The organism is Neisseria sp. HMSC061H08 (genome assembly GCF_001836795.1).
GTDB classification, from domain to species: Bacteria; Pseudomonadota; Gammaproteobacteria; order Burkholderiales; family Neisseriaceae; genus Neisseria; species Neisseria subflava_A.
On sequence record NZ_KV830556.1, the window covers coordinates 201,268 to 227,547 of the forward strand.

The following is a 26,280-nucleotide window of genomic DNA, read 5'->3' on the forward strand; positions in this document are numbered from 1 at the left end:
TTTTAAATTGGGTGTCGTTCTGGGAATATAGCAGATTTTTCAGTATCCCTGTGATTTTAAATTCTGCTGTTATAATGTTGCCCGATTAGTGAATGGAAAGGTAACGAGATGTCAGTACAAACAATTGCCGTGGTCGGCGCAATGGAACAGGAAATCGAGCTTTTGCGTGAAAGCATGACCAATGTCAAGCATGTGTCCTTCGGTAAATTCTCGGCGTATGAAGGTGAATTGGCCGGAAAACGTATGGTATTGGTTTTGAGCGGTATCGGTAAAGTCAATGCGGCGGTTTCGACTTCTTGGGTCATTCATCAGTTTGCACCGGATTGCGTCATCAATACCGGCAGTGCAGGCGGTTTGGGCAAGGGCCTGAAGGTCGGTGATGTGGTCATCGGCGAAACTGTGGCGCATCATGATGTTGACGTAACGGCTTTTGGTTATGTTTGGGGACAAGTACCGCAACTTCCTGCCGTGTTTGCATCGGATTCAAACTTGATTCGCCAAGCAGAAAAGGCGGCGCAAGTGTTTGACGGAGCGGCTGTCACGCAAGGCCTGATTGTCAGTGGCGACCGTTTTGTGCACAGCAGCGAAGGTGTTGCGGAAATCCGCAGCCATTTCCCAGAAGTAAAAGCAGTGGAAATGGAAGCTGCGGCGATTGCGCAGACTTGTTACCAGTTGGAAGTGCCGTTTGTGATTATTCGCGCCGTATCCGATTCGGCAGATGAGAAAGCGGACATCAGCTTTGAAGAGTTTTTGAAAACGGCTGCCGTCAGCTCGGCGAAGATGGTTACCGAGATTGTCAAATCGCTATAAAATCATGCAGAAACGTTGAATTTCCGTTAGAATACGGAACGATTCAACCTTATTCTAAGGCCGTCTGAAAACCGAATCCCTGTTTTTTCAGACGGCCTTTCCGACTTTAATTGCATTTATCTTAATAACAATATGAAAAACATACGGAATTTCTCCATTATTGCCCACATCGACCACGGTAAATCGACGCTTGCCGACCGTTTTATCCAATACTGCGGCGGTTTGGATTTACGCGAAATGAGTACGCAGGTGCTCGACTCCATGGACATCGAAAAAGAGCGCGGTATTACCATTAAAGCGCAAACCGCCGCGCTCAACTATAAAGCACGCGATGGGCAGGTGTATCAACTCAATCTGATTGATACTCCGGGACACGTTGACTTCTCTTACGAAGTATCCCGTTCGCTTTCAGCTTGCGAAGGCGCGCTTTTGGTGGTCGATGCGTCCCAAGGTGTAGAAGCGCAAACCGTGGCGAACTGCTATACCGCGATTGATTTAGGCGTGGAAGTTGTGCCTGTTTTGAACAAAATCGACTTGCCTGCCGCAGAACCCGATCGTGTTGAGCAGGAAATCGAAGACATTATCGGCATTGATGCCGTCGGTGCGGTGCAATGTTCTGCCAAAAGCGGCATTGGTGTGGAAGATGTTTTGGAAGAAATCGTTGCCAAAATCCCCGCGCCGACCGGAGATGAAAATGCGCCGTTGCAAGCGGTTATTGTCGATTCGTGGTTTGACAATTACGTCGGCGTGGTCATGCTGATTCGTGTGAAAAACGGCACCATCAAGCTGAAAGACAAAGTGCGCTTTATGAGCACCAAAGCGGAAACGCAGGTTGAGCAGCTGGGCGTTTTCACACCAAAATCAGTTCAAAAACAAGAACTGAAAGCCGGCGAAGTAGGCTTTTTGATTACCGGCGTAAAAGAATTGGGACAGGCAAAAGTCGGCGATACGGTTACTTTGGTTGCCAACCCTGCCTCTGAGCCGCTGCCCGGTTTCCAAGAAGTACAAAGCCAAGTATTTGCGGGCCTCTATCCCGTGGAAAGCCACGACTATGAAGCCTTGCGCGATGCTTTGGAAAAATTGCAACTGAACGATGCTTCGTTGAAATTTGAACCTGAAGTTTCCCAGGCATTAGGCTTCGGTTTCCGTTGCGGCTTCTTGGGCCTGTTGCATTTGGAAATCGTGCAGGAACGTTTGGAGCGCGAGTTCGACATGGATTTGATTACCACCGCGCCAACGGTGGTTTACGAAGTCGTGTTGAAAAGCGGCGAGAAAATCGAAGTCGAAAACCCGTCCAAACTGCCCGACATCGGCAGCATCGAAACCATTCTCGAGCCGATTATTACCGCGACCATTCTTGTGCCGCAGGAATATGTCGGCAACGTCATGACTTTGTGTAACCAAAAGCGCGGTGTTCAGGTCAATATGCAATACATGGGCCGTCAAGTCATGCTGACTTATGATTTGCCGATGAACGAAGTTGTAATGGATTTCTTCGATAAGCTTAAATCGACTTCGCGCGGCTATGCTTCGTTGGATTACCATTTCAAAGAGTTCCAACCGTCTGATTTGATTAAGCTCGACATCATGGTCAACGGCGAAAAAGTCGATGCCTTGAGCCTGATTGTCCACCGTCAAAGCGCCGTTCACCGCGGTCGTGAGCTGGCAGCAAAAATGCGTGAACTGATTCCGCGCCAGATGTTTGATATTGCCGTACAGGCCGCCATCGGCAGTCAGATTATCGCCCGTGAAAACGTCAAAGCCCTGCGTAAAAACGTTTTGGCGAAATGTTACGGCGGCGATATTACGCGTAAGAAAAAACTTCTTGAAAAACAAAAAGCAGGTAAGCGCCGCATGAAACAAGTGGGCAATGTGGAAATCCCGCAAAGCGCATTCTTGGCGATTCTGCAAGTGAGTGATAAATAATGAGTATAAATCTGACTTTAGGCGCAATCGTTGTACTGCTGGCCGGCTTGGTCCTTAACTTCAAAAGCAGTAAAGAGCGTCAGGAAAACGGCGAATGGAGCTCCGGCCTGCAATGGAGTTATCTCCTGTGCATGGTCGGCGTATTCGGTATTTTGTCCGAATTTATGAGCTTTACCGCCGTATTGCTGGTGTTTGTCGTGTTCACCGGTATTGTTTGGGCAATTCATAAAGGCCGTCTGAAAAAAAGTGAGGCCGGCGAAGACAATGCGCATTTTACCGACTACATGGGCGGTTTTTTTCCCATCATCTTGGTTATCTTTGTCTTACGCAGCTTTATTGCCGAGCCGTTCCAAATTCCGTCCAGCTCCATGCGTCCGGGCTTGGTCAAAGGCGATTTTATTTTGGTGAACAAATTCTCTTACGGTATCCGCCTGCCGATTTTGAATAAGGTCATTATCCCTGTCGGCAATATTGCCCGAGGCGATGTCGTGGTGTTCAATTATCCGCTCCAGCCTGAGATGAATTACATCAAACGTATCGTCGGTATCCCGGGCGACGTTGTGGAGTACCGTGATAAGGTTTTGACTGTTAACGGTGAAATTATTCCCGAAAAACCAAACGGCAATTATCAATACGCAGATGATACCGATCCGTCTATGATTCATACACTTGAGCGTTTTCAGACGGCCTTAAACGGCAAAAATTTTGACGTTATCAAAGAGGCCGGTCAGCCTTCCGTATCTATTGCCGTATTGAACAAATACACCTCCGAAGTAATGCCTGAAAGCAATTACTCGCTTGAAACAAGCGGTTTGGAAAATTGCGAATACGCAGAAGACGGCAATGGCTTTATCTGTAAAGTTCCCGAAGGCCGTTATTTCGCGATGGGCGACAACCGCGACAACAGCGCCGACTCCCGTTATTGGGGATTTGTTGATGACAAACTGATCGTTGGTAAAGCCTTCTTTGTTTGGATGAACTTTGGCGAACTCAGCCGTATCGGTACCAGCATCCAATAAGCAATAAACAGATTAAAAGGCCGTCTGAAATTTTTCAGACGGCCTTTTTTGTATCTATTTTTTGTCTTTTAACGAACCCAAATAAATTGCCAATAAAGTCAAAGTGGCGCCACTCCATTGGACGATATTAATCGGTTTATCCAACCAGAAATAATCAATCAACATGGCGGCGACTGGTTCGGAGAGCAGTAGTAGGCCGGTCAGTGACAAGGATAAAAGCGGGATGGTGTAAGCAATTAATGCCCAAGCGAAGCATTGCATGACGATGCCGTAGATGGAGACAAGAATCACATCGTTTAAAGTTTTGGGGTAGAGATGGGCGGCATCGAATAGTAGAGATGGGATGACCAGCGCCATTGCACCGCCGAAGCTTAAAATCATCATGAGCGGAAACAAACCGACTTTTTCCTGCTCATGGGTTTTGCGTACGAAAACCATAGACAGGGTCAGCATGGCACCGGATACTACGCCGCTGACAAATCCCCATGCGGCATTGTCGTTATGACCGAACTCCGGGCTGCCGATCAAGGCTACGCCTATGGTGGCCAATATCAAACTTAAAATTTGTAAGGTACTTAGGCGTTCCGAATAAAAGAAGAAGCCGATGGCGGCTAAAAAGAAAATCTGCAGGCTGTTGAGCAAGGTGGAAATGCCGGGGCCTACGGCGTGAATGCTTTCGTGCCAAAGGGCGAGGTCGAATGCGAGGAAAACGCCGGATAAGATTGCGTAGCCAACCGTTTTTCTTTTCGTGGGCATTTTTTGTCTGAAAAAACGCCCGAGCAGGAAGAATATGGGGGCGGCAATCAGCAAACGCCAGAATGCGATGGCGTAAGAGCCGACATCGACAAATTTGACGATCAAACTGCCCAAGCCGAAGACGACGCAGCCGACGACCAATAGGGATGCTGCATAATTTCCCGAACGTGTCTCCATCGGCTTCTCCATCAATCAAATGAAGACGATTATTCCATAAAAGATGGATGAGGCGCTAATGATAAATAGTGGTAAGCCAAGATAAAGGTTTATGATGAAAGGCCGTCTGAAAGCTGTTTCAGACGGCCTTTTGATGATTTTTTGGCTTGATTTAGTATGGTTGTAGTATAAAATCGTTTTACGCCGTGTTTTCAGACGGCCTGATCAGTTTTGGTTTTGAGAAAAGGATATTGGAAATGGCAAACCCTATTCGTGCGTTTCTGGATTATGTGCCGTCGGTTGATGAGTCTTGTTTTATAGATGAGACTTCGGTTGTGATTGGCGAAGTGTCGCTGGCGGAAGATGTATCCGTTTGGCCTTATGCCGTATTGCGTGGCGATGTGAACAGCATTTCTATCGGCAAGCGCAGCAATGTGCAGGACGGCAGCGTTTTGCATGTGTCGCATAAGAATGCGGCGAAGCCTGACGGTTCACCTTTGATTATCGGCGATGATGTGACGATTGGGCATAAGGTCATGCTGCATGGCTGCCGAATTGGGAATCGTGTGTTGGTGGGCATGGGCTCGATTATTTTGGATGATACGGTTGTCGAAGATGATGTGATGATAGGCGCGGGCAGTTTGGTGCCTCCGCGCAAACGTTTGGAAAGCGGTTTTTTATACGTTGGCTCGCCTGTGAAACAAGTGCGTCCGCTGACGGATGAGGAAAAGGAATTTTTGACGTATTCGTCCGCGCATTATGTCCGCCTGTCCGGCCAGCATAAAATTTCAAAATAAGGAAAACCAATACAATGAACGCAATTTATCTGGCTTCGGGCAGTCCGCGCCGTCGTGAGATTTTGGAGAATTTGGGTTTCACGGTACGCCGCCTTCCTGTGGATATTGATGAAACCCCTAAAGAAGGCGAAGCAGCAGTAGAGTATGTGCGCCGTATGGCCTGCGAGAAAAATCAGGCGGCAGTGGCGCAATGGTTTGCTACTCATGATCAAGAGCCTGAGTTTGCTGTATTGACGGCGGATACGACGGTGGCGGATGGTGCAGTTATTTTGGGTAAACCGGAATCCGAAGCGGATGCGGTCGATATGCTGGAACGTTTGTCCGGACGGACGCATCAAGTGCTGACGGCTGTATGCGTTTACTGGCAAGGCGTGCGCCATGATGTGGTGCAGACGAGCGAAGTGCGCTTTAAAACGTTGACGACTGAGGAGATTGTAGCCTATGTTGCCAGCGGCGAGCCGATGGATAAAGCCGGTGCGTATGGGATTCAGGGCTTGGGCGGCGTATTTGTCGAGCATTTGCAGGGCAGTTTTACCGGCGTGATGGGTTTGCCGGTTTATGAGACCGCGCAACTACTGAAATCTTTGGGTTTGGCAGCGCCGCCGTTTGCTTAAAATTAGGCAAATGCCGTCTGAAAGCGTGCCGACAAAAACGCCTGTTTCAGTTACAATACTGCCTTAAATAGCTTGTTTGAAGAAAGATATGAAAGAACATAAGGCCCGGAAACGCTTCGGGCAGAATTTTTTGCGGGATACGCGGATTATTAGCGATATTGTCAACGCGGTCAGACCGCAGCCCGATGATATTGTGATTGAAATCGGCCCGGGCTTGGCAGCTATTACCGAGCCTTTGGCGAAAAAACTCAATCGCCTGCATGTTTGCGAAATCGACCGAGACATCGTACGCCGTCTGAAAACCTTGCCGTTTGCAGATAAATTGGTGATACACGAAGGCGATGTATTGCAGTTTGATTTCAACAGTATTGAAGGCAAGAAAAAAATTGTCGGCAACCTGCCGTACAATATTTCCACACCGCTTTTGTTCCGATTGAGCAAAGTGGCAGACGATGTGATCGATATGCACTTTATGCTGCAAAAAGAAGTGGTCGAACGCATGGTGGCGCAGCCGAAAACCAACGACTATGGCCGTCTGGGCGTAATGCTGCAATATTTCTTCGATATGGAAATGTTGATTGAAGTACCGCCCGAGTCCTTTGATCCTGCGCCGAAAGTGGATTCGGCCGTCGTGCGCATGATTCCGGTGAAACACCGTATCGGCAAAGCAGAAGATTTTGAACATTTTGCCAAACTGGTGAAACTGGCTTTCCATCAACGCCGCAAAACCATACGCAATAATTTGAAGGAACTTGCCGGCGATGATGATTTGCAGGCAGTCGGCATTAATCCGCAGGACAGGGCAGAACACATTGCTGCTGAGAAATATGTGGAATTGAGCAATTATCTGGTTCAAAAGGCCGTCTGAAGCAGTGATGGCAATTTTTAAGCAACCTCCTATTCAATGGGAGGTTCAGGGTGATTCATATTTGTGGTGCGAGTTGGCGCAGTATTTTTCCGGTAAGGATATGCCGCCTGAGCGGCATCGTTTTGAAGCAGCAATTATCGGCGCAGTTTGGGTATTGACCGGGCATCGTCTCGATAGGGAAGAGCAATTTAAAGTCAATCGGTACAATAAAGGCGGAATCTCCGGCGACATAGTCAGTTGTCGCTTTTGGCTGGAAATTGCTATTCCTTTGCTTTGGCAGCGGCAAACGCAACTCAAGCTCCGAAAATTTTGGCAGTTTGGAAAGAAATAATGATTAAATTCAAAAATGTACACAAACATTTTAAAGATTTGCACGTTATCAACGGCGTGAATCTGGAAGTCAAACAAGGCGAAGTAGTCGTTGTATGCGGTCCTTCGGGCAGTGGCAAATCTACGCTGATTCGTACGGTAAACCAACTCGAGCGCATTGAAAGCGGCGAGATTTGGGTGGACGGCATCAATGTTGCCGATCCGAAAACCGATTTGAACAAAGTGCGCGAAGAAGTGGGCTTTGTGTTCCAAGGGTTCAATCTGTATCCGCATTTGACTGTCTTGGAGAACATTATTCTTTCTCCGATGAAAGTAAAAAACCAAAGCCGTGAAGAGGCGGAAAAGAAAGCAATGGAGCTTTTGGAACGCGTCGGCTTGGCGCATAAAAAAGACGCGCTGCCCGGCCAGCTTTCCGGCGGTCAGCAGCAGCGTGTGGCGATTGCACGCGGTTTGGCGATGGAGCCGCGCGTGATGTTGTTTGACGAGCCGACTTCTGCGCTTGACCCTGAAATGGTCGGCGAAGTATTAAAAGTGATGAAAGACTTGGCGGAAAGCGGTATGACCATGATGTGTGTAACCCATGAAATGGGTTTTGCGCGCGAAGTCGCCGACCGTGTGATTTTTGTCGATAAAGGCCAGATTCTGGAAGATGAAACGCCGGAAGAGTTTTTTACCAATCCGAAACACGAGCGTGCCAAACAATTCCTGCAACAGGTGATGACACATTAAACTCAGGCCGTCTGAAATTTCAGACGGCATGATCGGTTTGAATGATTTTGAAAGTTGAACATTATGTATTTTGTTGACCGTACTGCTGTCGTGCTGAAGCCGACCGCCCGTTTTTTAGAATGGTTGAAATCCTCCGATGAGAATATGCCCGATTTGACCGTCGAGCAACTGCGCACCAACTGTTCCGTATTCCTTGTGCCGCAATTTGACGAGCCAGAATCTGTCATTTCTTATTTTGACGAACGCTACCAGCAGATTTTTGAAGCCGAATTGGCAGGCTGGGACATCGATAAAAGCAAATGGCCGCAAGACATGAGCCTGAAGGCTTTTTGGGAATTTTTCGATACCGAAATCCACGATATGGTTTTGGATATGGAAGAGGCGGAATTGAACATTACGCCTGTTTTCGACAATATGATGTAAAGCCGTGCGAAGTTTTCAGACGGCCTTAAAGCCCTCGCGTTCTTTGAAAATTCTGATTGTCTTCTTACACCTTTCGGCAGTTGCCTTATGCCTTGCCGAGTTTTACGGCTGGATGATGTGGCTGGGTTTGGCGGCATTGGCTGGCAGTTTTACCTATGCTTGGCGCAACGTTAATTTTCAGACTCAAAATGCGGTCAGAAAAATTATCATCGACCGTCAATACCGTGCAACGGTTTACTTGAATGACGAGAAAGAAGGAAGAAGCGCGGTTTTGCAAGATGGCAGTATGTTGACAGTTTATGCTTTGTTTCTGCAATGGAGTGTTGACGGAAAAATGGTTAAACACTGCATCTTGCCCGACATGACCGACCGCGATGCCTACCGCCGTCTGAAAGTGTGGGCACGCTGGTGCCGGGGAAAAGAAGACAAAGCAGAACTTGCGGCAGATATGGATTAAACGGCTGTTTCAGACGGCCTTTTGAAGTGATAAATACTAATGAAAACATTACAAGACTGGCTTTCTCATTTGGAAACTGCCCATAGTTCCGGCCTTATCGATATGGGTTTGGAACGCGTGGGAGAAGTGAAAAAACGCATGAATTTGGTGCCGCAATGTCCTGTCGTGGTGGTGGCGGGTACTAATGGTAAAGGTTCCGTATGTGCCTATTTGTCGCATATTTATAAAGAGGCCGGTTTTAAAGTCGGTACGCTGACCAGTCCTCATCTTCTGCGTTACAACGAACGAATCGCCATCAACACTCAGCCGGTTTCAGATGAATTGATTGTTTCCTCATTTGAGCGTATCGAAGCGGCGCGCGGCGAAATTTCTCTGACGTATTTTGAGTTTAATGCTTTGGCTGCCGTTGATATTTTCATGCATGAAAATGTGGACGTAATGATTTTGGAAGTCGGTTTGGGCGGACGATTGGATGCTGTGAATGTATTTGACGGCGACTGTTCGGTCGTTACCAGCGTGGATTTGGATCATCAGGCATTTTTGGGCGATACTGTCGAGCAGGTCGGTTTTGAAAAAGCCGGAGTGTTCCGTAGCGGTAAGCCTGCTGTATGCGGTCAGAATCCTGCGCCTGAATCATTGGTCAAACACGCAGAAGAAATTGGCGCAAAGCTGTTGATGGTTCAGCGAGATTTTGATTTTGCATCAATGGAAAGCGTACAGTGGAACTACCGCTTTCATCCGCAATCTTCAGACGGCCAAAGCCGTAACCGCAATTCTTTGCCGTTTCCTGCTTTGCGCGGTGCCTATCAGTTGTCCAATGCCGCGTGTGCATTGACGGTGTTGGAATGTTTGAACGAACAATTGCCGGTTGATATCGGCGCGATTAAACGCGGTTTGCTGTTGGTTGAGAATCCTGGGCGTTTCCAAGTTTTGCCCGGCCGTCCGCTGGTGGTTTTGGATGTCGGCCACAATCCGCACGCAGCCCGTGCTTTGCGCCGCAGCCTGATTAACCTTGCCTTTGCACAAAAACGTACCGCCGTATTCAGTATGTTGTCCGACAAAGATATTGACGGCGTGCTGGAAATCGTTAGAGACCAGTTTGACGAGTGGAATATCGCGCCTTTAGATGTGCCGCGCGGCATGACGGTAGAGGCTTTGCAGGCCAAATTGGCTGAACACGGTATCGACAATGTAAATGTTTTTGAAACTGTCGCTGCTGCCTACCGCGCTGCTTTGGCTAAAGCAACCGAAAATGATAGAATCGTTGTTTTCGGCTCATTCCATACTGTTGCCGATGTAATGGCTGTTTTGAAAGAACACTAACGAGGAAATTATCATGTCCGACAATAAACAAAAAGAAACTCCAAACGGATACGATTTAGACGGTTACGAACAACTCAAACGTCGCAACCGCCGTCGCTTGGTCTTGGCCTCCGGCTTGGTAGTGGCATCGGGTATGCTGTTCGGTCTGGCACTGACTTCCGGCGACGATAAAAATTCACCGTTTAAAGAAGCGCCTGTCGGTCAGAGCCAAGTCAAAACGGCGGATGAGCCCAGCAAGGCTGTTGTCCTAGAGCCGAATAAAGAGGATGTCGCGATGGCTGAAGAGGCAGCCCGCCATGCGGATGCCGAAGCGCAAAATAAACCTCAAAATGCCGGCGATGAAGAAGATAATGCGCCGGTCGAAGTGCTGAAGCCGAGCCGTGAATCCGCTCCCGAAGATGTCGGCGAGCCGTTGGTTTTGATTAACGATACTTTGGATGACGGCAATATTAAAGGTTTGGAAGAGTCCGAACGTATTCAACGCGCTGAGGCCGCCAAACGCGAAGCTGCCGAACGCCGAGCCGAAGAACGCCGCCAACGTCAGGCAGAACAACGTGCTGCGGCACGCAAGGCACAAGCCCAACAGGAAGCGGATGAAAAAGAAAACGCATTGGCAGCTAAAAAACGCGCACTTCAAGCGCGTGCTGAGAAAGCAGAGCGTGAAGCCGCTGCCGAACGCAATAAATTGGCACAATTGGAAAAAGCAGAGAAAGCCATTGCCGAGCGTAAATCTGCCAAAAACAGCAAAGACAGCGTAAAAGACAAGGCCGAACCTGCTAAGAAAGCAGAAGCCAAAGTTGAAAAACCAAAAAATGAAAAGGCTAAACCGGAAACTGCCAAAGCTGAAAAAGCCGATAAGGTAAAAACTGCTGAGAAGCCGTCTGAAAAAGCCAAGCCTAAAGCCGAAAAAGAAACAGCAGAAGCCAAACCTGCAAAAAAAGCCGCTATTCAGGCTGGTTATGCTGAAAAAGAACGCGCACAAAGCCTGCAACGTAAAATGAAAGCGGCAGGTATCGATTCGACCATTACTGAAGTCATGACCGATAAAGGTAAGGTGTATCGCGTGAAATCAGCCAGTTATAAAAATGCACGCGATGCCGAGCGTGATTTGAACAAATTGCGTGTACATGGCATTGCCGGTCAGGTAACCAGTGAGTAATTTGCCTGTCGCCGATTTGTTGGTTGCCGCCGTCATCGTCATCTGCATCATTATCTCGCTGACGCGGGGGATTATTGCCGAAGCAGGGGCGATGGTGGCGTGGGTCGTGTCGTTTATTGCTGCCAGAACGCTTGCCGTGCCGTTTGCCGATGTGGTCTTTAAATCGGTTGAGCCGCATGCTTTGGCGGTTGCCATGGGTTTTGCCGCTGTGTTTTTTCTGGCGTGGCTGTTGCAAAAACTGGCACGGTCGCTGTTAAGCAGTTTGGTGTCTGCCGTTGGTCTGGGAAGCATCAACCGTTTGCTTGGCGGCGTATTCGGTGCAGTGAAAGGTGTGATTTTGGTGACACTGGCAGTGATGGTTTTTTCACACACTGATTTGTCGAAAACGGAAGAGTGGCAAAGTTCGCACACAATTCCGTATTTTGAATCACTTGCCGATGCCGCAATGCCGTATCTGCCGGAAAAAGAAGATACGCATGAGGAAGCGGATGATTGATGTTAACGGTTTCAGACGGCCTGAAGGTCGTTTGAAACCGTTTTTTATTTGTCTGAAGGTAGCATTATATTGTCAACAATTTGGGCAAACTCCTCTAAATTATTTTATAATGACGCCTTACCCATTTAACCCTAAAACTCGGAGAGTGTCGATATGTGTGGTGTATTAGGTTTGGTCAGTCATGAGCCGGTCAATCAGCTGCTGTATGACGGTCTGCAGATGCTGCAGCATCGTGGTCAGGATGCGGCAGGCATTGTGACTGCAGAGGGCAGCACGTTTCATATGCACAAAGGCAAAGGCATGGTGCGTGAAGTGTTCCGTACCCGAAACATGCGCGACTTGGTAGGTAATGCCGGCATCGCACATGTCCGCTATCCGACCGCCGGCAATGCAGGCAGCAGTGCAGAGGCCCAGCCTTTCTATGTCAGCTCTCCGTTTGGCATTGTTTTGGCACATAATGGTAATCTGACCAATACCGAAGAGCTGTATGAGAATGTGTGCAACAAACACCTGCGCCATGTTAATACCAGCTCCGATTCCGAAGTATTACTCAATGTATTCGCGCATGAATTGCGCCGCGAAGTCTCTAAAAATACAGTTCCTTACCAACTCACCATCGACAATATTTTCAACGCTGTTTCCGAAGTGCACCGTTTGGTGCGCGGCGCATACGGCGTAGTAGCCATGATTGCAGGATACGGCATGCTGGCTTTCCGGGATCCTTTCGGTATCCGTCCGTTGGTTTTGGGTTCGCAAATTGACGAATCCGGTAAAAAATCTTATGCCGTTGCCTCCGAATCCGTTGCCTTCAATGCGCTTGCCTATGATTTGGAACGCGATATCCATCCGGGCGAAGCCGTATTTATTGGTTTTGACGGTACGATTATTTCCCGTCAATGCAGCGATAAAGCCAAATTAAGCCCTTGTCTTTTCGAATATGTTTATTTTGCCCGCCCGGATTCCGTCATCGATGGCGTTTCCGTTTATCAGTCCCGTATGGATATGGGTGTATCTTTGGCAAAAAAAATCAAACGCGAGCTGCCTGTCGACGATATCGATGTTGTTATGCCTATTCCCGATACCAGCCGGCCCAGCGCGATGGAGCTTGCCGTCCATCTCGAAAAACCTTACCGCGAAGGTCTGATTAAAAACCGTTATATCGGCCGCACCTTTATTATGCCTGGCCAGGCAACACGCAAAAAATCAGTACGCCAAAAACTCAGCCCGATGGAAACCGAGTTTAACGGCAAGAGCGTTTTATTGGTGGATGATTCCATCGTACGCGGTACGACCAGCCGTGAAATCGTCGAAATGGTACGCGCGGCAGGCGCACGCAAAGTCTATATCGCTTCTGCCGCTCCTGAAGTACGCTATCCGAATGTGTACGGCATCGATATGCCGACCCGTGAAGAATTGATTGCAAACGGCCGCAGCGCGGCAGAAATCGCAGTCGAAATTGGCGCGGACGGTATCGTCTTCCAAAATTTAGAAGACTTGGAAGCAGTAGTCAAAGCACTCAATCCAAAAATCGAATCCTTTGATTCTTCATGCTTCAACGGTGTTTATCAAACCGGCGATATCGACGAAGCATACCTAAACCGCCTCTCCGCCGAAAAATCAGGTTGCGGCGGCTTGAAAGTACATCCAAGCAAAATGGAACACAGCATCAGTATCAGCGATAGCGATGATGAAGAATAAAGTAAATTGACTTACAATAAAGGCCGTCTGAAAATCAACGTTCAGACGGCCTTTAATTATGTTTTAGACACATCATGAGTACCGAAACCAAAAATTACATCACGCCTACCGGCTGGCAGGCACTGAAAGACGAACTTTATCATCTGGTCAACAAAGAACGCCCGGAAATCGTCCAAATCGTTAATTGGGCAGCAAGCAATGGTGACCGCAGCGAAAATGGCGACTATCTTTACGGCAAACGCCGTATGCGCGAAATTGACCGCCGTATCCGCTTCCTAACCAAACGCTTGGAAGCCGCCGTCGTCGTCGATCCAGAAGCGCGCGAAGCCACGGACCAGATTTTCTTCGGCGCAACTGTTGGCTTACTGCGCGGAGACGGTCGAGAACAAACCGTCAAAATCGTCGGCGTAGATGAAATCGATACCGCTAAAAACAAAATCTCATGGATTTCCCCTTTGGCACGCAGCCTGATTAAAGCGCGCGAAGGCGATGAAGTTGTCTTGAATATGCCGGAAGGGCAGGAGGTTATAGAGATTTTGTCGGTGGAGTATATTAAGATTGACTGATTACGCGTGAATAATGCGAATGAAACTACAAAAGGCCGTCTGAAAAATAGACTTCAGACGGCCTTTTATGCATGGTAACTACGCTTTTAAGATTTTCCGGCTTTATCCCCGATTTTGCTTTCTTTGCCTTGAATCAGGTTTTGAATATTGCTTTTATGGCGGTATAACACCAATGCGGCAATGAATACGGCTGCCCATGCCCAAGAGGCGTGCGGCATCATGAAGAAGGCGAAGATAGGGGCGCAGACGGTGGCGACCAGTGCGGCGAGGGAGGATACTTTGAAACCGAATGCCATGACCAGCCAAATCAAGGCGCAGAGCAGGGCGGTTGCGGGGGAGAGGGCGAGCAAGACGCCCAATGCGGTGGCTACGCCTTTGCCGCCTTTAAAATTGAAAAATATTGGCCACATATGGCCGACCAGTGCGGCGATGGCGACCAGGGCTATTGTTGCATCAGACAAATTTAAAGCATCTTGCAGACAGCGCGCCAAGATGACGGCAACCAAGCCTTTTACTGCATCGCCGAGCAGAGTCAGTGCGGCTGCTTTTTTCTTACCGCTGCGCAAGACGTTGGTGGCGCCGGGGTTGCCGGAGCCGTAAGTGCGCGGATCGTCCATGCCGTAATATTTTGATACGATGACGGCAAAAGACAGGGAGCCGATAAGATAGGCGGCAATAATGGCGAGTACATTGAACATTTTGGGTGCTTTACTTAAAATGGGAATGGTTATTCTATCAAAAAAACGGACAGGCAAATGGATAAAATCTTTTTGTACGGCATGAAGGCCGATACTTTAATCGGCGTATATGATTGGGAACGCGAGCGTAAACAGACTTTGATTTTGGATTTGGAAATCAGTGTTCCCGAGCGTACGGGCACGAGCGACGATATCGGCGACACCATCCATTATGGCGAAGTATGTGAAGTCGTACGCCGCAACCTTGCCGAACAGGATTTTTTACTGCTGGAAACGTTGGCGGAACATATCGCCCAATTGATTTTAAATGATTTTGGTGCGGTCAAAGTGCGCGTCCGTATTGTGAAACCGGGTATCTTGCCCGATGTGGCACAGGTCGGTATTGAAATTGAACGTACTCGGGAATAAACCATAAATATATAAATTTTTAGGTTTAAATAAAAAAGAAAACGTCATGATTGAACAAATATTGGGAAGTATGTCAGGTATATTTTGGATTTTTCTGATCATTATTCCTTTGCTTTTATTAAAAGCACTGTTGAGAAATCCTAAAATAAAGGGAAGCATGGGGGAAATAGCAGTTCGTTCTGTAATTGGAAAAAATTTAGATGAGAAAACTTATTTTGAGTTTCACGATTTAATTATTCCGTCTCGAGATGGTACGACACAAATTGATCATATTTATGTCTCAATTTTTGGAATATTTGTGATAGAAACTAAAAATTATACAGGTTGGATTTTTGGTAGTGAAAAGCAATCTAAATGGACTCAAATCATCTATAAACAGAAACATTATTTCCAAAACCCGTTGCGTCAGAATTATGCTCATATCAAAGCATTGTCAGAACTATTGCAATTTCCTGAGGAGAAGTTTCATTCAATGGTAGTTTTCTTAGGTGATTGTGAATTGAAATCGAAAATGCCACCCAATGTTTGCCGTATTAGGAAGGCGGCGGCTTATATTAGGAATTTTCAGACGGCTGTATTGCTTCCTCATGAGGTAGAGGCAATAGTTGCTGTATTGTCTTCAAGTGACTACCAAGCAAATAGTGAGAAGCTGCGAACACATACGGAGCGTTTGCAACAACGACATCAGCGGTAACTATTAGAAAAGGCATCCTCTGAGTTTATTTTCTGTAAAATTTCAGACGGCCTTTAATATTCAATAATTTGGAAATGAGGTAAAAAAATGGATTTGAAAGAAACTAAATTAAGCAGCGAGCCAATCTATGAAGGTTCTTTTGTTACCATCAGCCGCGATCGGGTGCGCCTGCCCAACGGCAATGAAAGCCAACGGGTTGTGATCCGCCATCCGGGTGCTGCGTGTGTGTTGGCGGAAACGGAAGACGGCAAAGTTGTTTTGGTTCGCCAGTGGCGTTATGCCGCTGATCAGGCGACGTTGGAATTGCCGGCGGGTAAATTGGATATTGCAGGCGAAGATCCTGCCGAATGCGCTTTGCGTGAGTTGGCGGAAGAAACGCCATACGTTGCCGACAGTGTTAAATTGTTGTACAGCTTTTACACGGCAGTCGGTTTTTGTGATGAGAAAATGTATCTCTACCAAGCGCAAGGCGTGCGTTTGGGCAGCGAGTTGAGCAATGATGAAGATGAAATTACTGAAACCGTCTTGATGAGCAAGGAAGAGGTGCGCGCTGCATTGGCAAACGATGAAATCAAAGATGGTAAGACTTTGATTGGTTTGCAGTATTGGTTGACTCAAAATTGATATGTTAAGAGACAAACAAAAGGCCGTCTGAAAAAGCTTTCAGACGGCCTTGTTTTATTTTGTAGCCGGATTTTAACCTAATAAAGCCGGTGCGAACCGTGTGATCGTATCGCGTAAAACGATGAGTTTGCCGTGGAAGAAGTGGGACGAACCGGCAATGGTCACAACCGGTAGGCCTTGGGGTTCTGCCCATGTCAGGGCTTTGTTGATTTCGACGACCTCGTCTTCCGCGCCATGAATCATCAATGTTTTGGCGACATCAGGAACGTCGGATGGTTCCGGGCGGTCTTTGTAGTGATGGACGGCTGCGCCCATCAGCAACAGCAAATCAGGCGTGCGTTCTTGGGCGGCAAAGGTAGAAACGTAGCCGCCGAATGAGAAGCCGGCCAGGGCGAATTGCGGTGCGTCTGGATGTTGCGCGCGGGCGTAGTCGATAACGGCAATGCAGTCTTGTGTTTCGCCGCGGCCGTAGTCGTGTTCGCCTTCGCTATTGCCTACGCCGCGCAGGTTCGGTAGATAGCAGTGAAAACCGAGTTGCGATAAGGCTTTGGCGGCGGTTTGGATGACTTTGTTGGTGTTGGTGCCGCCTTGCAGGGGATTGGGGTGGTTGATGACGGCGACGCCGCGGGCGGACTCTTGTGTGCTTGGCAGGTAGATGGTTTCCAGCAAACCGGCCGGGCCGGGGATTTGAATGATGTCGGGTTTGAGCATGGGTGTGTCCTTGTTTGTTTTTTCAGACGGCCTGAAACGGTTTACAGATAAAAATTCTTGCCGTTGTTTTGATTGTTGGCTTTCAAATCAGCAAGCATCCGTTTGAAGTCCAAGCCGTATTTTTCGCTTAATTTTTCGGCACGTTTTTTCAGGTTGTCGAGATTTTGTTCTTTGGGGCTGCTTTGGAACGCCATAACCGCTACGTTGCCGTGGCTCTCGGCCGGCAGCTCGAGTACGCGGCCGTCAAAGACGTTGAGCAGGCGTTCGATAAAGCGTTGATAACGCTGGTCGCCGCTCCACCAGTTGGTGACAAATACGCCGTCGGGGGAGAGGGCGTTGCGGCAGTCTTGGAAGAAGGGTTCTTCCACCAAAGCATCGATAATCTGTTCGCCGTCAAAACCATCTACCAAAATTACATCGGTATTGTGGCGGAACACTTTAATATATTCCGCGCCATCTGCCTCGATAATTTCAAAATTTTCGCCTTCGTGCGGCAATTCAAACAGGCTGCGCGCCACGGCGATGACTTGCGGATTGATGTCAATGGCGGTTTGCTTGGTATCGGGCAGATAGCTGTCTATCCAACGGGCAAACGAGCCACCGCCCAAGCCGATTTGGGTGATGTGTTTGGGCGGGGTTTCTGCAAACAGCAGCCAACCCATCATGGCGCGGCTGTACGACAACACCAGCTCGGACGGATGATCGACATTCATGGAGCTTTGAATGGTGTCGCTGCCCAAGTGCAGGGAACGGATATTGCCTTCTTCGGAAATGCCGACTTCGGGCAGATGGGATTTGGCAGGGCGCAGGCGGCGGTAAGGATGGCGGGGCGGCATGGGCAAAGACGGAAAGATGTAGAAGGCGTTATTTTAACAGAAACCATGATGTTTTGCGCTGGAGCGGTTTTCAGACGGCCTTTGAGTGTGTTGGATGGAAAGATAAGGCATGTATTTAATTTTCTTTAAAATCATTGGTTTTTATAATTTCGTGAGTAACTTTGTTTGAAAATGCTTGCCAAGATGGGAACTTGTCGGCATAATGCCGACTTCCTTGCCGGTATAGCTCAGTTGGTAGAGCACCTGACTTGTAATCAGGGGGTCCCGAGTTCGACTCTTGGTGCCGGCACCAGTTAAAGACTGATGGTGCTGTAAGGCATTTCAGTAAGCCGGTATAGCTCAGTTGGTAGAGCACCTGACTTGTAATCAGGGGGTCCCGAGTTCGACTCTTGGTGCCGGCACCAATTAAAAGCCCGATTGTGAAAGCAGTCGGGCTTTTTGCTTATGCTTTGATATTTTAAAAGCAGACCTTATAATACCGCGTTTCCATTTATAACAAAGGGCTGCCCACCGGGCAGAACACACAACACCATGATTACCGTAAACACTTTGCAAAAAATGAAAGCAGAGGGCGAGAAAATCGCCATGCTGACCGCTTATGAATCCAGCTTTGCCGCACTGATGGACAATGCCGGCGTAGATGTATTGCTGGTCGGCGATTCTTTGGGCATGGCGGTGCAAGGTCGTCAGTCCACTTTGCCGGTGAGCTTGCAGGATATGTGCTACCACACTGAATGCGTGGCTCGCGGCACTCAAAATGCCATGATTGTCAGCGACTTGCCGTTTGGTGCGTATCAGCAGAGCAAAGAGCAGGCATTTGCGGCGGCGGCCGAATTGATGGCGGCCGGCGCGCATATGGTCAAACTCGAAGGCGGCGTCTGGATGGCGGAGACCACTGAATTTCTGCAAATGCGCGGTATCCCTGTTTGCGCCCACATCGGCCTGACCCCGCAATCCGTGTTTGCATTCGGCGGCTATAAAGTTCAAGGCCGAGGCGACAAGGCGGAAGCGTTGCTCAACGACGCTAAAGCGCATGATGCGGCAGGTGCGGCAATCGTATTGATGGAGTGCGTTCCTGCGGAATTGGCGAAAAAAGTGACCGAGACCGTTTCTTGCCCGACCATCGGTATTGGCGCAGGCGTGGATTGCGACGGTCAGGTTTTGGTGATGCACGATATGCTCGGCATTTTCCCCGGTAAAACCGCCAAATTCGTGAAGAACTTTATGCAGGGTAAAGACAGCGTTCAAGCTGCGGTCAAAGCCTATGTGGACGAAGTCAAAGCAAAAACGTTCCCATCTGTCGAACATACGTTTGCCGGATAAAATACACTCCAGGCCGTCTGAAACTTATTTCAGACGGCCTTTTTAATGAATAAAAGCGTATAATCGGCGCGTGATTTCCGTTGATGAAACGGCGGAAAAGATAAAGGATTTTTCAAACCATGCAAATCATTCATACGATTAAAGAATTGCGCGAGTGGCGCAAAACTGCCGGAAAAGTGGCATTTGTGCCGACCATGGGCAATCTGCACGAAGGCCATCTTGCGCTGGTGCGCGAAGCGAAAAAACGTGCCGATAACGTTGTGGTCAGTATTTTTGTCAACCGCCTGCAATTCGGACAAGGCGAAGATTTCGACAAATATCCGCGCACTTTGCAGCAAGATGCCGACAAATTGGCAGGCGAGGGCGTTGCCGTCGTGTTTGCGCCTGATGAAAAAGAGCTGTATCCGAATGTGGAACAGCGTTTCAATGTCGAGCCTCCGCACCTGCAAAACGAATTGTGCGGCAAATTCCGTCCGGGCCATTTCCGCGGCGTTGCGACCGTTGTGACCAAGTTGTTCAACATCGTTCAACCCGATACCGCCTGTTTCGGCAAAAAAGACTATCAGCAGCTGGCGATTATCAAAGGCTTTGTCGAAGACTTGAATTTCAATATCGAAATCGTCCCAGTTGACACCGGCCGCGCTTCAGACGGCCTGGCACTTTCCAGCCGCAACCAATATTTGAGCGAAGCAGAGCGCGCAGAAGCGCCCCGCCTCTATCAAGAGTTGCAAAACATTGCCGCCGCCTTGAAAAACGGCAATCTAGATTACGCCCAGCTCGAGGCTGAATGTATCCGCCGTTTGACCGATGCCGGCTGGGTGGTTGATTACGTTGAAATCCGCCATGCACACAGCTTGGCAGTGGCTCATGTCGGCGATAAAGAATTGGTGGTGCTTGCCGCCGCCCGTTTGGGTACCACGCGCCTGATTGATAATGTGGAAGTGACTTTGGCTTAAAACCAAGCCGCTGGTAAAGGCCGTCTGAAACCTGTTTTTCAGACGGCCTTTTGTTACAATAACGCTTTTGCGTTTCTAAGGCTTTTCCATGTCCAAACCCACCGTTTCCCCGATGATGCAGCAGTATCTCGCCATCAAATCGCAGCACGCCGACAAGCTGGTGTTTTACCGCATGGGCGATTTTTACGAGTTGTTTTTGGATGACGCAGTGGAAGCGGCGAAGCTGTTGGACATCACCCTGACCACGCGCGGGCAGATGGACGGCGTGCCGATTAAGATGGCGGGTGTGCCGTTTCACGCGGCGGAGCAGTATCTGGCGCGGCTGGTGAAGATGGGCAAAAGCGTGGCGGTGTGCGAGCAGGTGGGTGAAGTCGGCGCGGGCAAAGGGCCGGTAGAGCGCAAAGTCGTGCGCATCGTTACGCCCGGCACGCTGACCGACGCGGCGTTTTTGGAAGATAAGGAAACCAACCGCATCGCGGCGGTGAACGCGGATAAAAAACACATCGCCATCGCATGGGCATCTTTGCAAAGCGGCGAATTCAAAACCAAGCTGACGACGGCGGACAAACTCGCCGACGAGCTGGCGCGTTTACAGGCGGCGGAAATCCTGTTGCCCGAAGGCAAAAGTCTGCCTAATGGTTTTCAGACGACCTCCGCCAACATCACGCGCCTGAACTCATGGCAGTTTGCCGCCGACGCGGGCGCAAAATTATTGACCGAATACTTCGGCTGCCAAGACCTACACGGTTTCGGTTTGGACGGCAAGGAGCACGAAGCCGCCGTCGGCGCGGCGGGCGCGCTGTTGAACTACATCCGCCTGACGCAAAACCTGATGCCGCAACACTTAGACGGCATTTCGCTCGAAACCGACAGCCAATATATCGGCATGGACGCCGCCACGCGCCGCAATCTCGAAATCACGCAAACCCTCTCCGGCAAAAAATCACCGACCCTGTTTTCCATACTGGACGGCTGCGCCACCCACATGGGCAGCCGCCTCTTGGCACTCTGGCTGCACCACCCCTTACGCAGCCGCGCCCACATCCGCGCCCGCCAAGAAGCCGTTGCCGCGTTGGGTTCGCAATACGAAACCCTGCAAGGCCGTCTGAAAAACATCGCGGACATCGAACGCATCGCCGCCCGCATCGCCGTCGGCAACGCCCGCCCGCGCGACCTCGCCGCCCTGCGCGACAGCCTGTTTGCCCTGAATGAAATCGAACTGTCCGCCGAGGGCAGCAGTCTCTTAGAAACCCTCAAAGCCGTTTTCCCCGAAACCCTGCCCGTCGCCGAAACCCTCAAAGCCGCCGTGATGCCCGAACCCTCCGTCTGGCTCAAAGACGGCGGCGTCATCAACCAAGGCTATTCCGCGGAACTCGACGAGTTACGCCACATCCAAAACCACGGCGACGAATTCCTGCTCGACCTCGAAGCGCGCGAACGCGAACGCACCGGCCTCTCTACCCTCAAAGTCGAGTTCAACCGCGTCCACGGCTTCTACATCGAGCTATCCAAAGTCCAGGCCGAACAAGCCCCCGCCGACTACCAACGCCGCCAGACCCTGAAAAACGCCGAACGCTTCATCACCCCCGAACTCAAAACCTTCGAAGACAAAGTCCTGACCGCGCAAGAGCAAGCATTAGCATTGGAAAAACGCCTGTTTGAAGCCCTGCTGAAAGAAGTTCAGACGGCCTTGCCACAGCTTCAAAAAGCCGCCAAAGCCGCCGCTGCGCTGGACGTACTCTCCACCTTCGCCGCCACCGCTGCCGAACGCGGCTTCGTCTGCCCAGAGTTTGCCGACTACCCCGTCATCCATATCGAAAACGGCCGCCATCCCGTCGTCGAGCAACAAGTGCGCCACTTCACCGCCAACCACACCCGCCTCGACCACAAACACCGCCTCATGCTCCTGACCGGCCCCAACATGGGCGGCAAATCCACCTACATGCGCCAAGTCGCCCACATCGTCCTCATGGCGCACACCGGCAGCTTCGTGCCTGCCGATTCAGCTCAAATCGGCCCCATCGACCAAATCTTCACCCGCATCGGCGCCTCCGACGACCTCGCCTCCAACCGTTCCACCTTCATGGTCGAAATGAGCGAAACCGCCTACATCCTCCACCACGCCACCGAGCAATCCCTCGTTCTCATGGACGAAGTCGGTCGCGGAACTTCGACTTTTGACGGCCTCGCCCTTGCCCAAGCCATCGCCGAACATTTGCTGCAAAAAAACAAATCCTTCAGCCTCTTCGCCACCCACTATTTCGAGCTGACCCGCCTGCCCGAAGCCCACGCAACGGCGGTCAATATGCACCTCTCTGCGCTCGAACAAGGACAAGACATCGTCTTCCTCCACCACATCGAACCCGGCCCCGCCAGCAAAAGCTACGGTATCGCCGTCGCCAAACTCGCCGGCCTGCCCAACCGCGCCCTCAAAGCCGCCCAAAAACATCTGGACGAACTCGAAGCCCAAGCCGCTGCCAACCGTCCGCAGTTGGATATTTTCAGCGCCATGCCGTCTGAAAATAGAGTGGGTGAGGAAGAACAGGAAATTGAACCGGTTTGCCATGCCCAGACCGATGAGTTGGCCGAAGCGTTGGCGCAAATCCAGCCCGACAACCTCACGCCGCGCGAAGCCTTGGATGCCTTGTATCGCTTGAAAGAAATCTGCAACAAGGTGTCGTAAACAACGTAAAGGCCGTCTGAAACAGGGGAAACATATAATGAGTTTTGCTGACATTACCGTGGTTGGTATTACCGGTGCAGATTCTTATACCGAGGGCACGATGTATGCTGTTGCCCGCAGCTGTGCCGAATTGCCCGGCAGCCGTGGATTGCTGATCAGCCCGAGCCGTCCGCAAGGTTTGCCGGAAAATATCCTGCATCAGCCTTGCCGGCCATTCGGTTATCTCGAATACAATCTGTTTGTTTTGTACCAACTGATGTATTACATCGAAACCGATTATTGTCTGATTGTTCAGAATGACGGCTGGGTGTTGAACGGTCAAAACTGGCAGGATGCCTATCGGGAATATGACTATATCGGCGCACCTTTGCCGATTTTGTTGGAAACCGAAGCCGACGGGCAGTTTTTCCTGAAGGGAACCGACCAATATTTGGCCAAACAACATCTGATTCAGACTTCTCCGAGTTTGGACGAGCCGCAGAACGGCGGTTTCAGCCTGCGCAGCAGACGGCTTTTAACCATGCCACGACAACTGGGCTTAAATGTAGAAATCCGACCGCCTTTGCCGCCGAAAGACGAAAAAATTGCCGATATGGAATGGCTGGTACGGCTGCACCACGAAGATATGTTTTTGACGGCGCAACACCGTTATAGATTGCAGGACTTGGGTTTGAAATTTGCGCCTCCGAATATTGCTACGCAATTTTCTTCAGAAGTACCGTTTATCAATCAAATGAGGAATGTCCCTTTAGAGCGCGTCTTTGGGGCGCACTGGATGGGCAATGTGGTCTTGACCGGCTGCAACCGTGTCCGGTTTGCCCAATTGAATGAGGATAAATTGGAAACATACTCCCGTTTTTTTAGAAATTTAGGTTATGAATGGGAATAAATTAAGGCCGTCTGAAAGTTCAGACGGCCTTTTTTAATGGCTGTTAATGCTGATGGGCATGGCGTGCAGCCGCGCGTTTGGTGCCAACAGGTACGATCAGCGTTGCGTAAGTATTGTCTTTCTGACATACGCTTTTATCGCTGTAATCGGTCTCGTTCACGACTTTGATTTTCCATAAACCGTCAATCAACGTAATCACATTGACCACGCCGTTTTTATCGGTTTTGCCGGAGAAGCCTTGAGGCTCGCGGTGGTCATGGGTCGATTCCAAGTCCATTTCGGCCAAAGTGTCCGAGCTGGCGGTAACGGTGGCTTTAACCAAAGGCTCGCCTTTGTACAGGACTTTGACCGGCAAAATACCGCCCGCTTTGACTTCGTTCGGATTTTTCAGCGGAACAAGTTCCAGCTCTTGGCCGATAGGGCGGGTCAACACAGCTTCATCAACTGCGCCGTTGCCCACTTGGACAAAGCTCTTTCCGAACATTTGCGATTGTTCGCAATAGGTTGAACCGGCCAGCTGTTTCAAGGTTTGCTGTTTCCAGCCGTCTTGGTTTTTCGACCAGAAAGTCGGTTGGTAGGTTGCGCTGACCCAGTAGGAGCCTTCAGGCAAAGCGGCTTTAGAAACGTATTGATAGTTTTCGCCTTTATTTACCAAATCAACGGTTTTCTTTGAGCTGCCGGTCAATTGCAGTGGTTTGAAAATATGCACGCGGTCATCGGCGATTTTTTCGACATTGGGGAAGTCATGGCTGTAACCCAAATCCGCATGCAGGATTTGGCCGGCAGGCTGATGTGTCGGTGCGGCCACCCAAACATCGTGCGCCTGCGCCACTGCGCCCAATCCCAGCAATCCTAAAAGCATCCATTGTTTCATAGTTTCTACACTCCATTTTGTTGTTGAATGAAAGGCCTTGTATTTTGGCGAGTAGGAACATTACTCTTATTTGCATTTTTTGTAAATAATAAGGATTATATTTTTTTAATTATAAATAATTATTTATATTGGATTTTCAGACGGCCTGACGCATTGGGCAATGCTGTTTGCAACGTATGTTTATCTTGTATAAATAGCTGCTTTAATCTTTATCTGATTGATGTATATATAATTTATCGTAATGCTTATCTGTGTGGGCATTTTTCCCAACTTCCGCCCGGATTGTATATAACCAAAACTGATAAACGCGAAAGCAAACATTATTTCCAGTTTGCATCCAATCCCGATAAAGTGCTCCCATATTTTCAACAGGAGCCGACCATGAATATCCGTACGCTTTCTTTTGCCGCTTTGACCGCCGCGCTGGCTTTGAGCGCGTGCTCGCCAAAAACCGAACAATCCGCCGACAATGCCTCTCAAGCTGCCGGAGGTAAGGGGGGCGAAGTCAAATTGCTGAACGTCTCCTACGATGTTGCCCGCGATTTTTATAAAGAATACAACCCTTTATTTGTCAAAGAGTTTGCTGCAAAAAACGGCGGACAGACGGTTGAAGTCCAACAGTCGCACGGCGGCTCCAGCAAGCAGGCTTTGGCTGTCGCCAACGGTTTGGCTGCCGATGTGGTGACCATGAACCAGACTTCCGATATCGAGCTTTTGGTGAAAAAAGGTTTGGTCAAAGCCGATTGGAACACGCGCCTGCCGGACAATGCCGTGCCTTATACCAGCAACGTCGTTTTCTTGGTACGCAAAGGCAATCCGAAACACATCCAAGACTGGGGCGATTTGGCCAAAGACGGCGTGCAAATCGTTTTGGCCAACCCGAAAACCACCGGCAACGGCCGCTACGCCTTTTTGGGTGCGTACGGTTATGGTTTGAAAGTCAATAACGGCGATGAAGGTAAAACCAAAGATTTTGTGGCCGCATTGCTGAAAAACACGCCTGTGTTTGAAAACGGCGGCCGCGCAGCAACGACGACCTTCAGCCAACGCAATATCGGCGATGTCTTGGTTACCTTTGAAAATGAGGCCAACTACGTCAGCAAAAAGCTGACCCAAGACCAATTTGAAATTGTCTACCCAAGCTACACTATTCTTTCTGAAGCGCCGGTTGCCGTCGTGGACAGCGTAGTCGATAAGAAAGGCACACGCGCCGCTGCCGAAGCCTATCTGCAAAACCTTTGGAGCGAACCGGCCCAAGAGTTGGCCGCCAATCTTTACCTGCGTCCGCGCAACGCCGAAGTATTGGCGAAACACAAAGCCGATTTCCCTGAGATTGAGACGTTTAATCCGAATGAGAAATTTGGCCCGTGGGAAGAAATCATGAAAAAATTCTTTGCCGATGGTGGATTGTTTGACCAGCTTTCCAGTAAAAAATAAGGCTTGAATATAGAGGCCGT

28 protein-coding genes and 2 tRNA genes are annotated in these 26,280 nt (G+C 49.5%); 25 read left to right on the forward strand and 5 right to left on the reverse strand.

The genetic code is table 11. From position 1 onward, the window contains the following. The first annotated feature begins 108 nt into the window (after positions 1–108). From HMPREF2675_RS01855 to lepB, 3 genes are all read left to right on the forward strand, one after another. A complete protein-coding gene (locus HMPREF2675_RS01855) occupies positions 109–810 on the forward strand; it encodes a 5'-methylthioadenosine/adenosylhomocysteine nucleosidase (protein WP_049328596.1) in 702 nt (233 codons plus the stop codon). A 132-nt stretch (positions 811–942) separates the two neighbouring features. Further along, entirely contained in the window at positions 943–2,736 is a 1,794-nt protein-coding gene (gene lepA, locus HMPREF2675_RS01860; RefSeq protein WP_070813865.1) for a translation elongation factor 4, read from the forward strand. After that, a complete protein-coding gene (gene lepB, locus HMPREF2675_RS01865; protein ID WP_070813866.1) occupies positions 2,736–3,755 on the forward strand; it encodes a signal peptidase I in 1,020 nt (339 codons plus the stop codon). The genes lepA and lepB overlap by 1 nt, the downstream gene beginning before the upstream one ends. A gap of 54 nt (positions 3,756–3,809) precedes the next feature. On the opposite strand, the gene HMPREF2675_RS01870 is transcribed toward lepB, so the two are convergent. Next, positions 3,810–4,688, reverse strand: a complete 879-nt coding sequence (locus HMPREF2675_RS01870) for a DMT family transporter (RefSeq protein ID WP_141759937.1) — start codon at positions 4,686–4,688, stop codon at positions 3,810–3,812. 236 nt (positions 4,689–4,924) lie between these two features. Between HMPREF2675_RS01870 and HMPREF2675_RS01875 the strand changes: the two genes are divergently transcribed. The 12 genes from HMPREF2675_RS01875 to greB all read left to right on the forward strand — a co-directional run bounded on the left by HMPREF2675_RS01875 (position 4,925) and on the right by greB (position 14,127). After that, on the forward strand, positions 4,925–5,464 hold the full coding sequence (locus HMPREF2675_RS01875) for a gamma carbonic anhydrase family protein (RefSeq protein ID WP_070813868.1): 540 nt from the start codon (positions 4,925–4,927) through the stop codon (positions 5,462–5,464). A 14-nt stretch (positions 5,465–5,478) separates the two neighbouring features. Further along, complete coding sequence (locus HMPREF2675_RS01880) at positions 5,479–6,078, forward strand: Maf family protein (protein ID WP_070813869.1); 600 nt, start codon at positions 5,479–5,481, stop codon at positions 6,076–6,078. 88 nt (positions 6,079–6,166) lie between these two features. After that, positions 6,167–6,946, forward strand: a complete 780-nt coding sequence (rsmA, locus tag HMPREF2675_RS01885; protein WP_070813870.1) for a 16S rRNA (adenine(1518)-N(6)/adenine(1519)-N(6))-dimethyltransferase RsmA — start codon at positions 6,167–6,169, stop codon at positions 6,944–6,946. Between the two features lie 7 nt (positions 6,947–6,953). Beyond that, positions 6,954–7,277 carry a hypothetical protein gene (locus tag HMPREF2675_RS01890; protein ID WP_070813871.1) on the forward strand — a complete coding sequence of 108 codons (324 nt, stop codon included), beginning with the start codon at positions 6,954–6,956 and terminating at the stop codon, positions 7,275–7,277. Continuing rightward, complete coding sequence (locus tag HMPREF2675_RS01895) at positions 7,277–8,005, forward strand: amino acid ABC transporter ATP-binding protein (RefSeq protein WP_003747231.1); 729 nt, start codon at positions 7,277–7,279, stop codon at positions 8,003–8,005. Before HMPREF2675_RS01890 ends, HMPREF2675_RS01895 begins: the two co-directional genes overlap by 1 nt. Positions 8,006–8,068: 63 nt before the next feature. Beyond that, positions 8,069–8,428: a hypothetical protein gene (locus HMPREF2675_RS01900; RefSeq protein WP_036490466.1), complete on the forward strand. Its 360-nt coding sequence runs from the start codon at positions 8,069–8,071 to the stop codon at positions 8,426–8,428. Positions 8,429–8,432: 4 nt separating this feature from the next. After that, positions 8,433–8,885 (forward strand): protein YgfX, encoded by a 453-nt coding sequence (locus HMPREF2675_RS01905; protein WP_070813872.1) that lies wholly within the window; start codon positions 8,433–8,435, stop codon positions 8,883–8,885. A gap of 39 nt (positions 8,886–8,924) precedes the next feature. Next, positions 8,925–10,208 (forward strand): bifunctional tetrahydrofolate synthase/dihydrofolate synthase, encoded by a 1,284-nt coding sequence (gene folC / locus HMPREF2675_RS01910; protein WP_070813873.1) that lies wholly within the window; start codon positions 8,925–8,927, stop codon positions 10,206–10,208. A 13-nt stretch (positions 10,209–10,221) separates the two neighbouring features. Next, the gene (gene ftsN, locus HMPREF2675_RS01915) at positions 10,222–11,367 is read left to right on the forward strand and encodes a cell division protein FtsN (RefSeq protein WP_070813874.1); all 1,146 of its coding nucleotides are present in this window, start codon (positions 10,222–10,224) and stop codon (positions 11,365–11,367) included. Continuing rightward, positions 11,360–11,863, forward strand: coding sequence for a CvpA family protein (locus tag HMPREF2675_RS01920; RefSeq protein ID WP_070813875.1), 504 nt, complete (start codon positions 11,360–11,362; stop codon positions 11,861–11,863). The genes ftsN and HMPREF2675_RS01920 overlap by 8 nt, the downstream gene beginning before the upstream one ends. Before the next feature lie 153 nt (positions 11,864–12,016). Next, the gene (gene purF, locus HMPREF2675_RS01925; RefSeq protein ID WP_070813876.1) at positions 12,017–13,561 is read left to right on the forward strand and encodes an amidophosphoribosyltransferase; all 1,545 of its coding nucleotides are present in this window, start codon (positions 12,017–12,019) and stop codon (positions 13,559–13,561) included. A gap of 74 nt (positions 13,562–13,635) precedes the next feature. Continuing rightward, positions 13,636–14,127 (forward strand): transcription elongation factor GreB, encoded by a 492-nt coding sequence (gene greB / locus HMPREF2675_RS01930; RefSeq protein ID WP_070813877.1) that lies wholly within the window; start codon positions 13,636–13,638, stop codon positions 14,125–14,127. A gap of 86 nt (positions 14,128–14,213) precedes the next feature. Here the strand turns inward: greB and plsY are convergent, their stop codons facing one another. After that, the gene (gene plsY, locus HMPREF2675_RS01935) at positions 14,214–14,825 is read right to left on the reverse strand and encodes a glycerol-3-phosphate 1-O-acyltransferase PlsY (protein WP_070813878.1); all 612 of its coding nucleotides are present in this window, start codon (positions 14,823–14,825) and stop codon (positions 14,214–14,216) included. A gap of 57 nt (positions 14,826–14,882) precedes the next feature. On the opposite strand from plsY, the gene folB reads away from it, so the two are divergent. The 3 genes from folB to HMPREF2675_RS01950 all read left to right on the forward strand — a co-directional run bounded on the left by folB (position 14,883) and on the right by HMPREF2675_RS01950 (position 16,551). Further along, entirely contained in the window at positions 14,883–15,233 is a 351-nt protein-coding gene (folB, locus tag HMPREF2675_RS01940; protein WP_070813879.1) for a dihydroneopterin aldolase, read from the forward strand. Between the two features lie 46 nt (positions 15,234–15,279). Next, a complete protein-coding gene (locus HMPREF2675_RS01945; RefSeq protein ID WP_070813880.1) occupies positions 15,280–15,927 on the forward strand; it encodes a nuclease-related domain-containing protein in 648 nt (215 codons plus the stop codon). Between the two features lie 87 nt (positions 15,928–16,014). Continuing rightward, complete coding sequence (locus HMPREF2675_RS01950) at positions 16,015–16,551, forward strand: NUDIX hydrolase (protein ID WP_036490481.1); 537 nt, start codon at positions 16,015–16,017, stop codon at positions 16,549–16,551. Positions 16,552–16,623: 72 nt separating this feature from the next. Here the strand turns inward: HMPREF2675_RS01950 and HMPREF2675_RS01955 are convergent, their stop codons facing one another. Together HMPREF2675_RS01955 and HMPREF2675_RS01960 are read right to left on the reverse strand one after the other, a co-directional pair. Next, positions 16,624–17,262, reverse strand: coding sequence for an alpha/beta hydrolase (locus HMPREF2675_RS01955; RefSeq protein ID WP_036490483.1), 639 nt, complete (start codon positions 17,260–17,262; stop codon positions 16,624–16,626). A 41-nt stretch (positions 17,263–17,303) separates the two neighbouring features. Beyond that, a complete protein-coding gene (locus tag HMPREF2675_RS01960) occupies positions 17,304–18,098 on the reverse strand; it encodes a polyamine aminopropyltransferase (RefSeq protein WP_070813881.1) in 795 nt (264 codons plus the stop codon). A gap of 216 nt (positions 18,099–18,314) precedes the next feature. Here HMPREF2675_RS01960 and HMPREF2675_RS01965 point away from each other — a divergent pair. From HMPREF2675_RS01965 to HMPREF2675_RS01990, 6 genes are all read left to right on the forward strand, one after another. Further along, positions 18,315–18,390: transfer RNA gene (locus HMPREF2675_RS01965), tRNA-Thr, on the forward strand. A 36-nt stretch (positions 18,391–18,426) separates the two neighbouring features. After that, positions 18,427–18,502: transfer RNA gene (locus HMPREF2675_RS01970), tRNA-Thr, on the forward strand. Positions 18,503–18,629: 127 nt separating this feature from the next. Continuing rightward, positions 18,630–19,421 carry a 3-methyl-2-oxobutanoate hydroxymethyltransferase gene (gene panB, locus HMPREF2675_RS01975; protein ID WP_004521070.1) on the forward strand — a complete coding sequence of 264 codons (792 nt, stop codon included), beginning with the start codon at positions 18,630–18,632 and terminating at the stop codon, positions 19,419–19,421. Between the two features lie 119 nt (positions 19,422–19,540). Then, on the forward strand, positions 19,541–20,377 hold the full coding sequence (panC, locus tag HMPREF2675_RS01980; protein WP_070813882.1) for a pantoate--beta-alanine ligase: 837 nt from the start codon (positions 19,541–19,543) through the stop codon (positions 20,375–20,377). A gap of 88 nt (positions 20,378–20,465) precedes the next feature. Continuing rightward, the gene (gene mutS, locus HMPREF2675_RS01985; RefSeq protein WP_070813883.1) at positions 20,466–23,060 is read left to right on the forward strand and encodes a DNA mismatch repair protein MutS; all 2,595 of its coding nucleotides are present in this window, start codon (positions 20,466–20,468) and stop codon (positions 23,058–23,060) included. Positions 23,061–23,097: 37 nt separating this feature from the next. Beyond that, entirely contained in the window at positions 23,098–23,949 is an 852-nt protein-coding gene (locus HMPREF2675_RS01990; RefSeq protein WP_070813884.1) for a DUF5672 family protein, read from the forward strand. A 43-nt stretch (positions 23,950–23,992) separates the two neighbouring features. Here HMPREF2675_RS01990 and HMPREF2675_RS01995 read toward each other — a convergent pair whose 3' ends face one another. Further along, on the reverse strand, positions 23,993–24,823 hold the full coding sequence (locus HMPREF2675_RS01995) for a DUF4198 domain-containing protein (RefSeq protein WP_070813885.1): 831 nt from the start codon (positions 24,821–24,823) through the stop codon (positions 23,993–23,995). Between the two features lie 387 nt (positions 24,824–25,210). Between HMPREF2675_RS01995 and HMPREF2675_RS02005 the strand changes: the two genes are divergently transcribed. Further along, the gene (locus tag HMPREF2675_RS02005; protein WP_210399842.1) at positions 25,211–26,260 is read left to right on the forward strand and encodes a sulfate ABC transporter substrate-binding protein; all 1,050 of its coding nucleotides are present in this window, start codon (positions 25,211–25,213) and stop codon (positions 26,258–26,260) included. The last annotated feature ends 20 nt before the right edge of the window (positions 26,261–26,280 follow it).

Bases quoted from the DNA above. Each gene is read 5' to 3' on its own strand.
- lepB (WP_070813866.1), top strand. From the start codon at position 2,736: ATGAGTATAAATCTGACTTTAGGCGCAATCGTTGTACTGCTGGCCGGC.
- panC (WP_070813882.1), top strand. From the start codon at position 19,541: ATGCAAATCATTCATACGATTAAAGAATTGCGCGAGTGGCGCAAAACT.
- plsY (WP_070813878.1), bottom strand. From the start codon at position 14,825: ATGTTCAATGTACTCGCCATTATTGCCGCCTATCTTATCGGCTCCCTG.
- HMPREF2675_RS01960 (WP_070813881.1), bottom strand. From the start codon at position 18,098: ATGCCGCCCCGCCATCCTTACCGCCGCCTGCGCCCTGCCAAATCCCAT.
- HMPREF2675_RS01900 (WP_036490466.1), top strand. From the start codon at position 8,069: ATGTATTTTGTTGACCGTACTGCTGTCGTGCTGAAGCCGACCGCCCGT.
- HMPREF2675_RS01990 (WP_070813884.1), top strand. From the start codon at position 23,098: ATGAGTTTTGCTGACATTACCGTGGTTGGTATTACCGGTGCAGATTCT.
- HMPREF2675_RS01880 (WP_070813869.1), top strand. From the start codon at position 5,479: ATGAACGCAATTTATCTGGCTTCGGGCAGTCCGCGCCGTCGTGAGATT.
- greB (WP_070813877.1), top strand. From the start codon at position 13,636: ATGAGTACCGAAACCAAAAATTACATCACGCCTACCGGCTGGCAGGCA.
- lepA (WP_070813865.1), top strand. From the start codon at position 943: ATGAAAAACATACGGAATTTCTCCATTATTGCCCACATCGACCACGGT.
- mutS (WP_070813883.1), top strand. From the start codon at position 20,466: ATGTCCAAACCCACCGTTTCCCCGATGATGCAGCAGTATCTCGCCATC.
- purF (WP_070813876.1), top strand. From the start codon at position 12,017: ATGTGTGGTGTATTAGGTTTGGTCAGTCATGAGCCGGTCAATCAGCTG.
- HMPREF2675_RS01945 (WP_070813880.1), top strand. From the start codon at position 15,280: ATGATTGAACAAATATTGGGAAGTATGTCAGGTATATTTTGGATTTTT.
- HMPREF2675_RS01955 (WP_036490483.1), bottom strand. From the start codon at position 17,262: ATGCTCAAACCCGACATCATTCAAATCCCCGGCCCGGCCGGTTTGCTG.
- panB (WP_004521070.1), top strand. From the start codon at position 18,630: ATGATTACCGTAAACACTTTGCAAAAAATGAAAGCAGAGGGCGAGAAA.
- HMPREF2675_RS01870 (WP_141759937.1), bottom strand. From the start codon at position 4,688: ATGGAGACACGTTCGGGAAATTATGCAGCATCCCTATTGGTCGTCGGC.
- HMPREF2675_RS01855 (WP_049328596.1), top strand. From the start codon at position 109: ATGTCAGTACAAACAATTGCCGTGGTCGGCGCAATGGAACAGGAAATC.
- rsmA (WP_070813870.1), top strand. From the start codon at position 6,167: ATGAAAGAACATAAGGCCCGGAAACGCTTCGGGCAGAATTTTTTGCGG.
- HMPREF2675_RS01875 (WP_070813868.1), top strand. From the start codon at position 4,925: ATGGCAAACCCTATTCGTGCGTTTCTGGATTATGTGCCGTCGGTTGAT.
- HMPREF2675_RS01895 (WP_003747231.1), top strand. From the start codon at position 7,277: ATGATTAAATTCAAAAATGTACACAAACATTTTAAAGATTTGCACGTT.
- folC (WP_070813873.1), top strand. From the start codon at position 8,925: ATGAAAACATTACAAGACTGGCTTTCTCATTTGGAAACTGCCCATAGT.
- HMPREF2675_RS01890 (WP_070813871.1), top strand. From the start codon at position 6,954: ATGGCAATTTTTAAGCAACCTCCTATTCAATGGGAGGTTCAGGGTGAT.
- folB (WP_070813879.1), top strand. From the start codon at position 14,883: ATGGATAAAATCTTTTTGTACGGCATGAAGGCCGATACTTTAATCGGC.
- HMPREF2675_RS01950 (WP_036490481.1), top strand. From the start codon at position 16,015: ATGGATTTGAAAGAAACTAAATTAAGCAGCGAGCCAATCTATGAAGGT.
- HMPREF2675_RS01995 (WP_070813885.1), bottom strand. From the start codon at position 24,823: ATGAAACAATGGATGCTTTTAGGATTGCTGGGATTGGGCGCAGTGGCG.
- ftsN (WP_070813874.1), top strand. From the start codon at position 10,222: ATGTCCGACAATAAACAAAAAGAAACTCCAAACGGATACGATTTAGAC.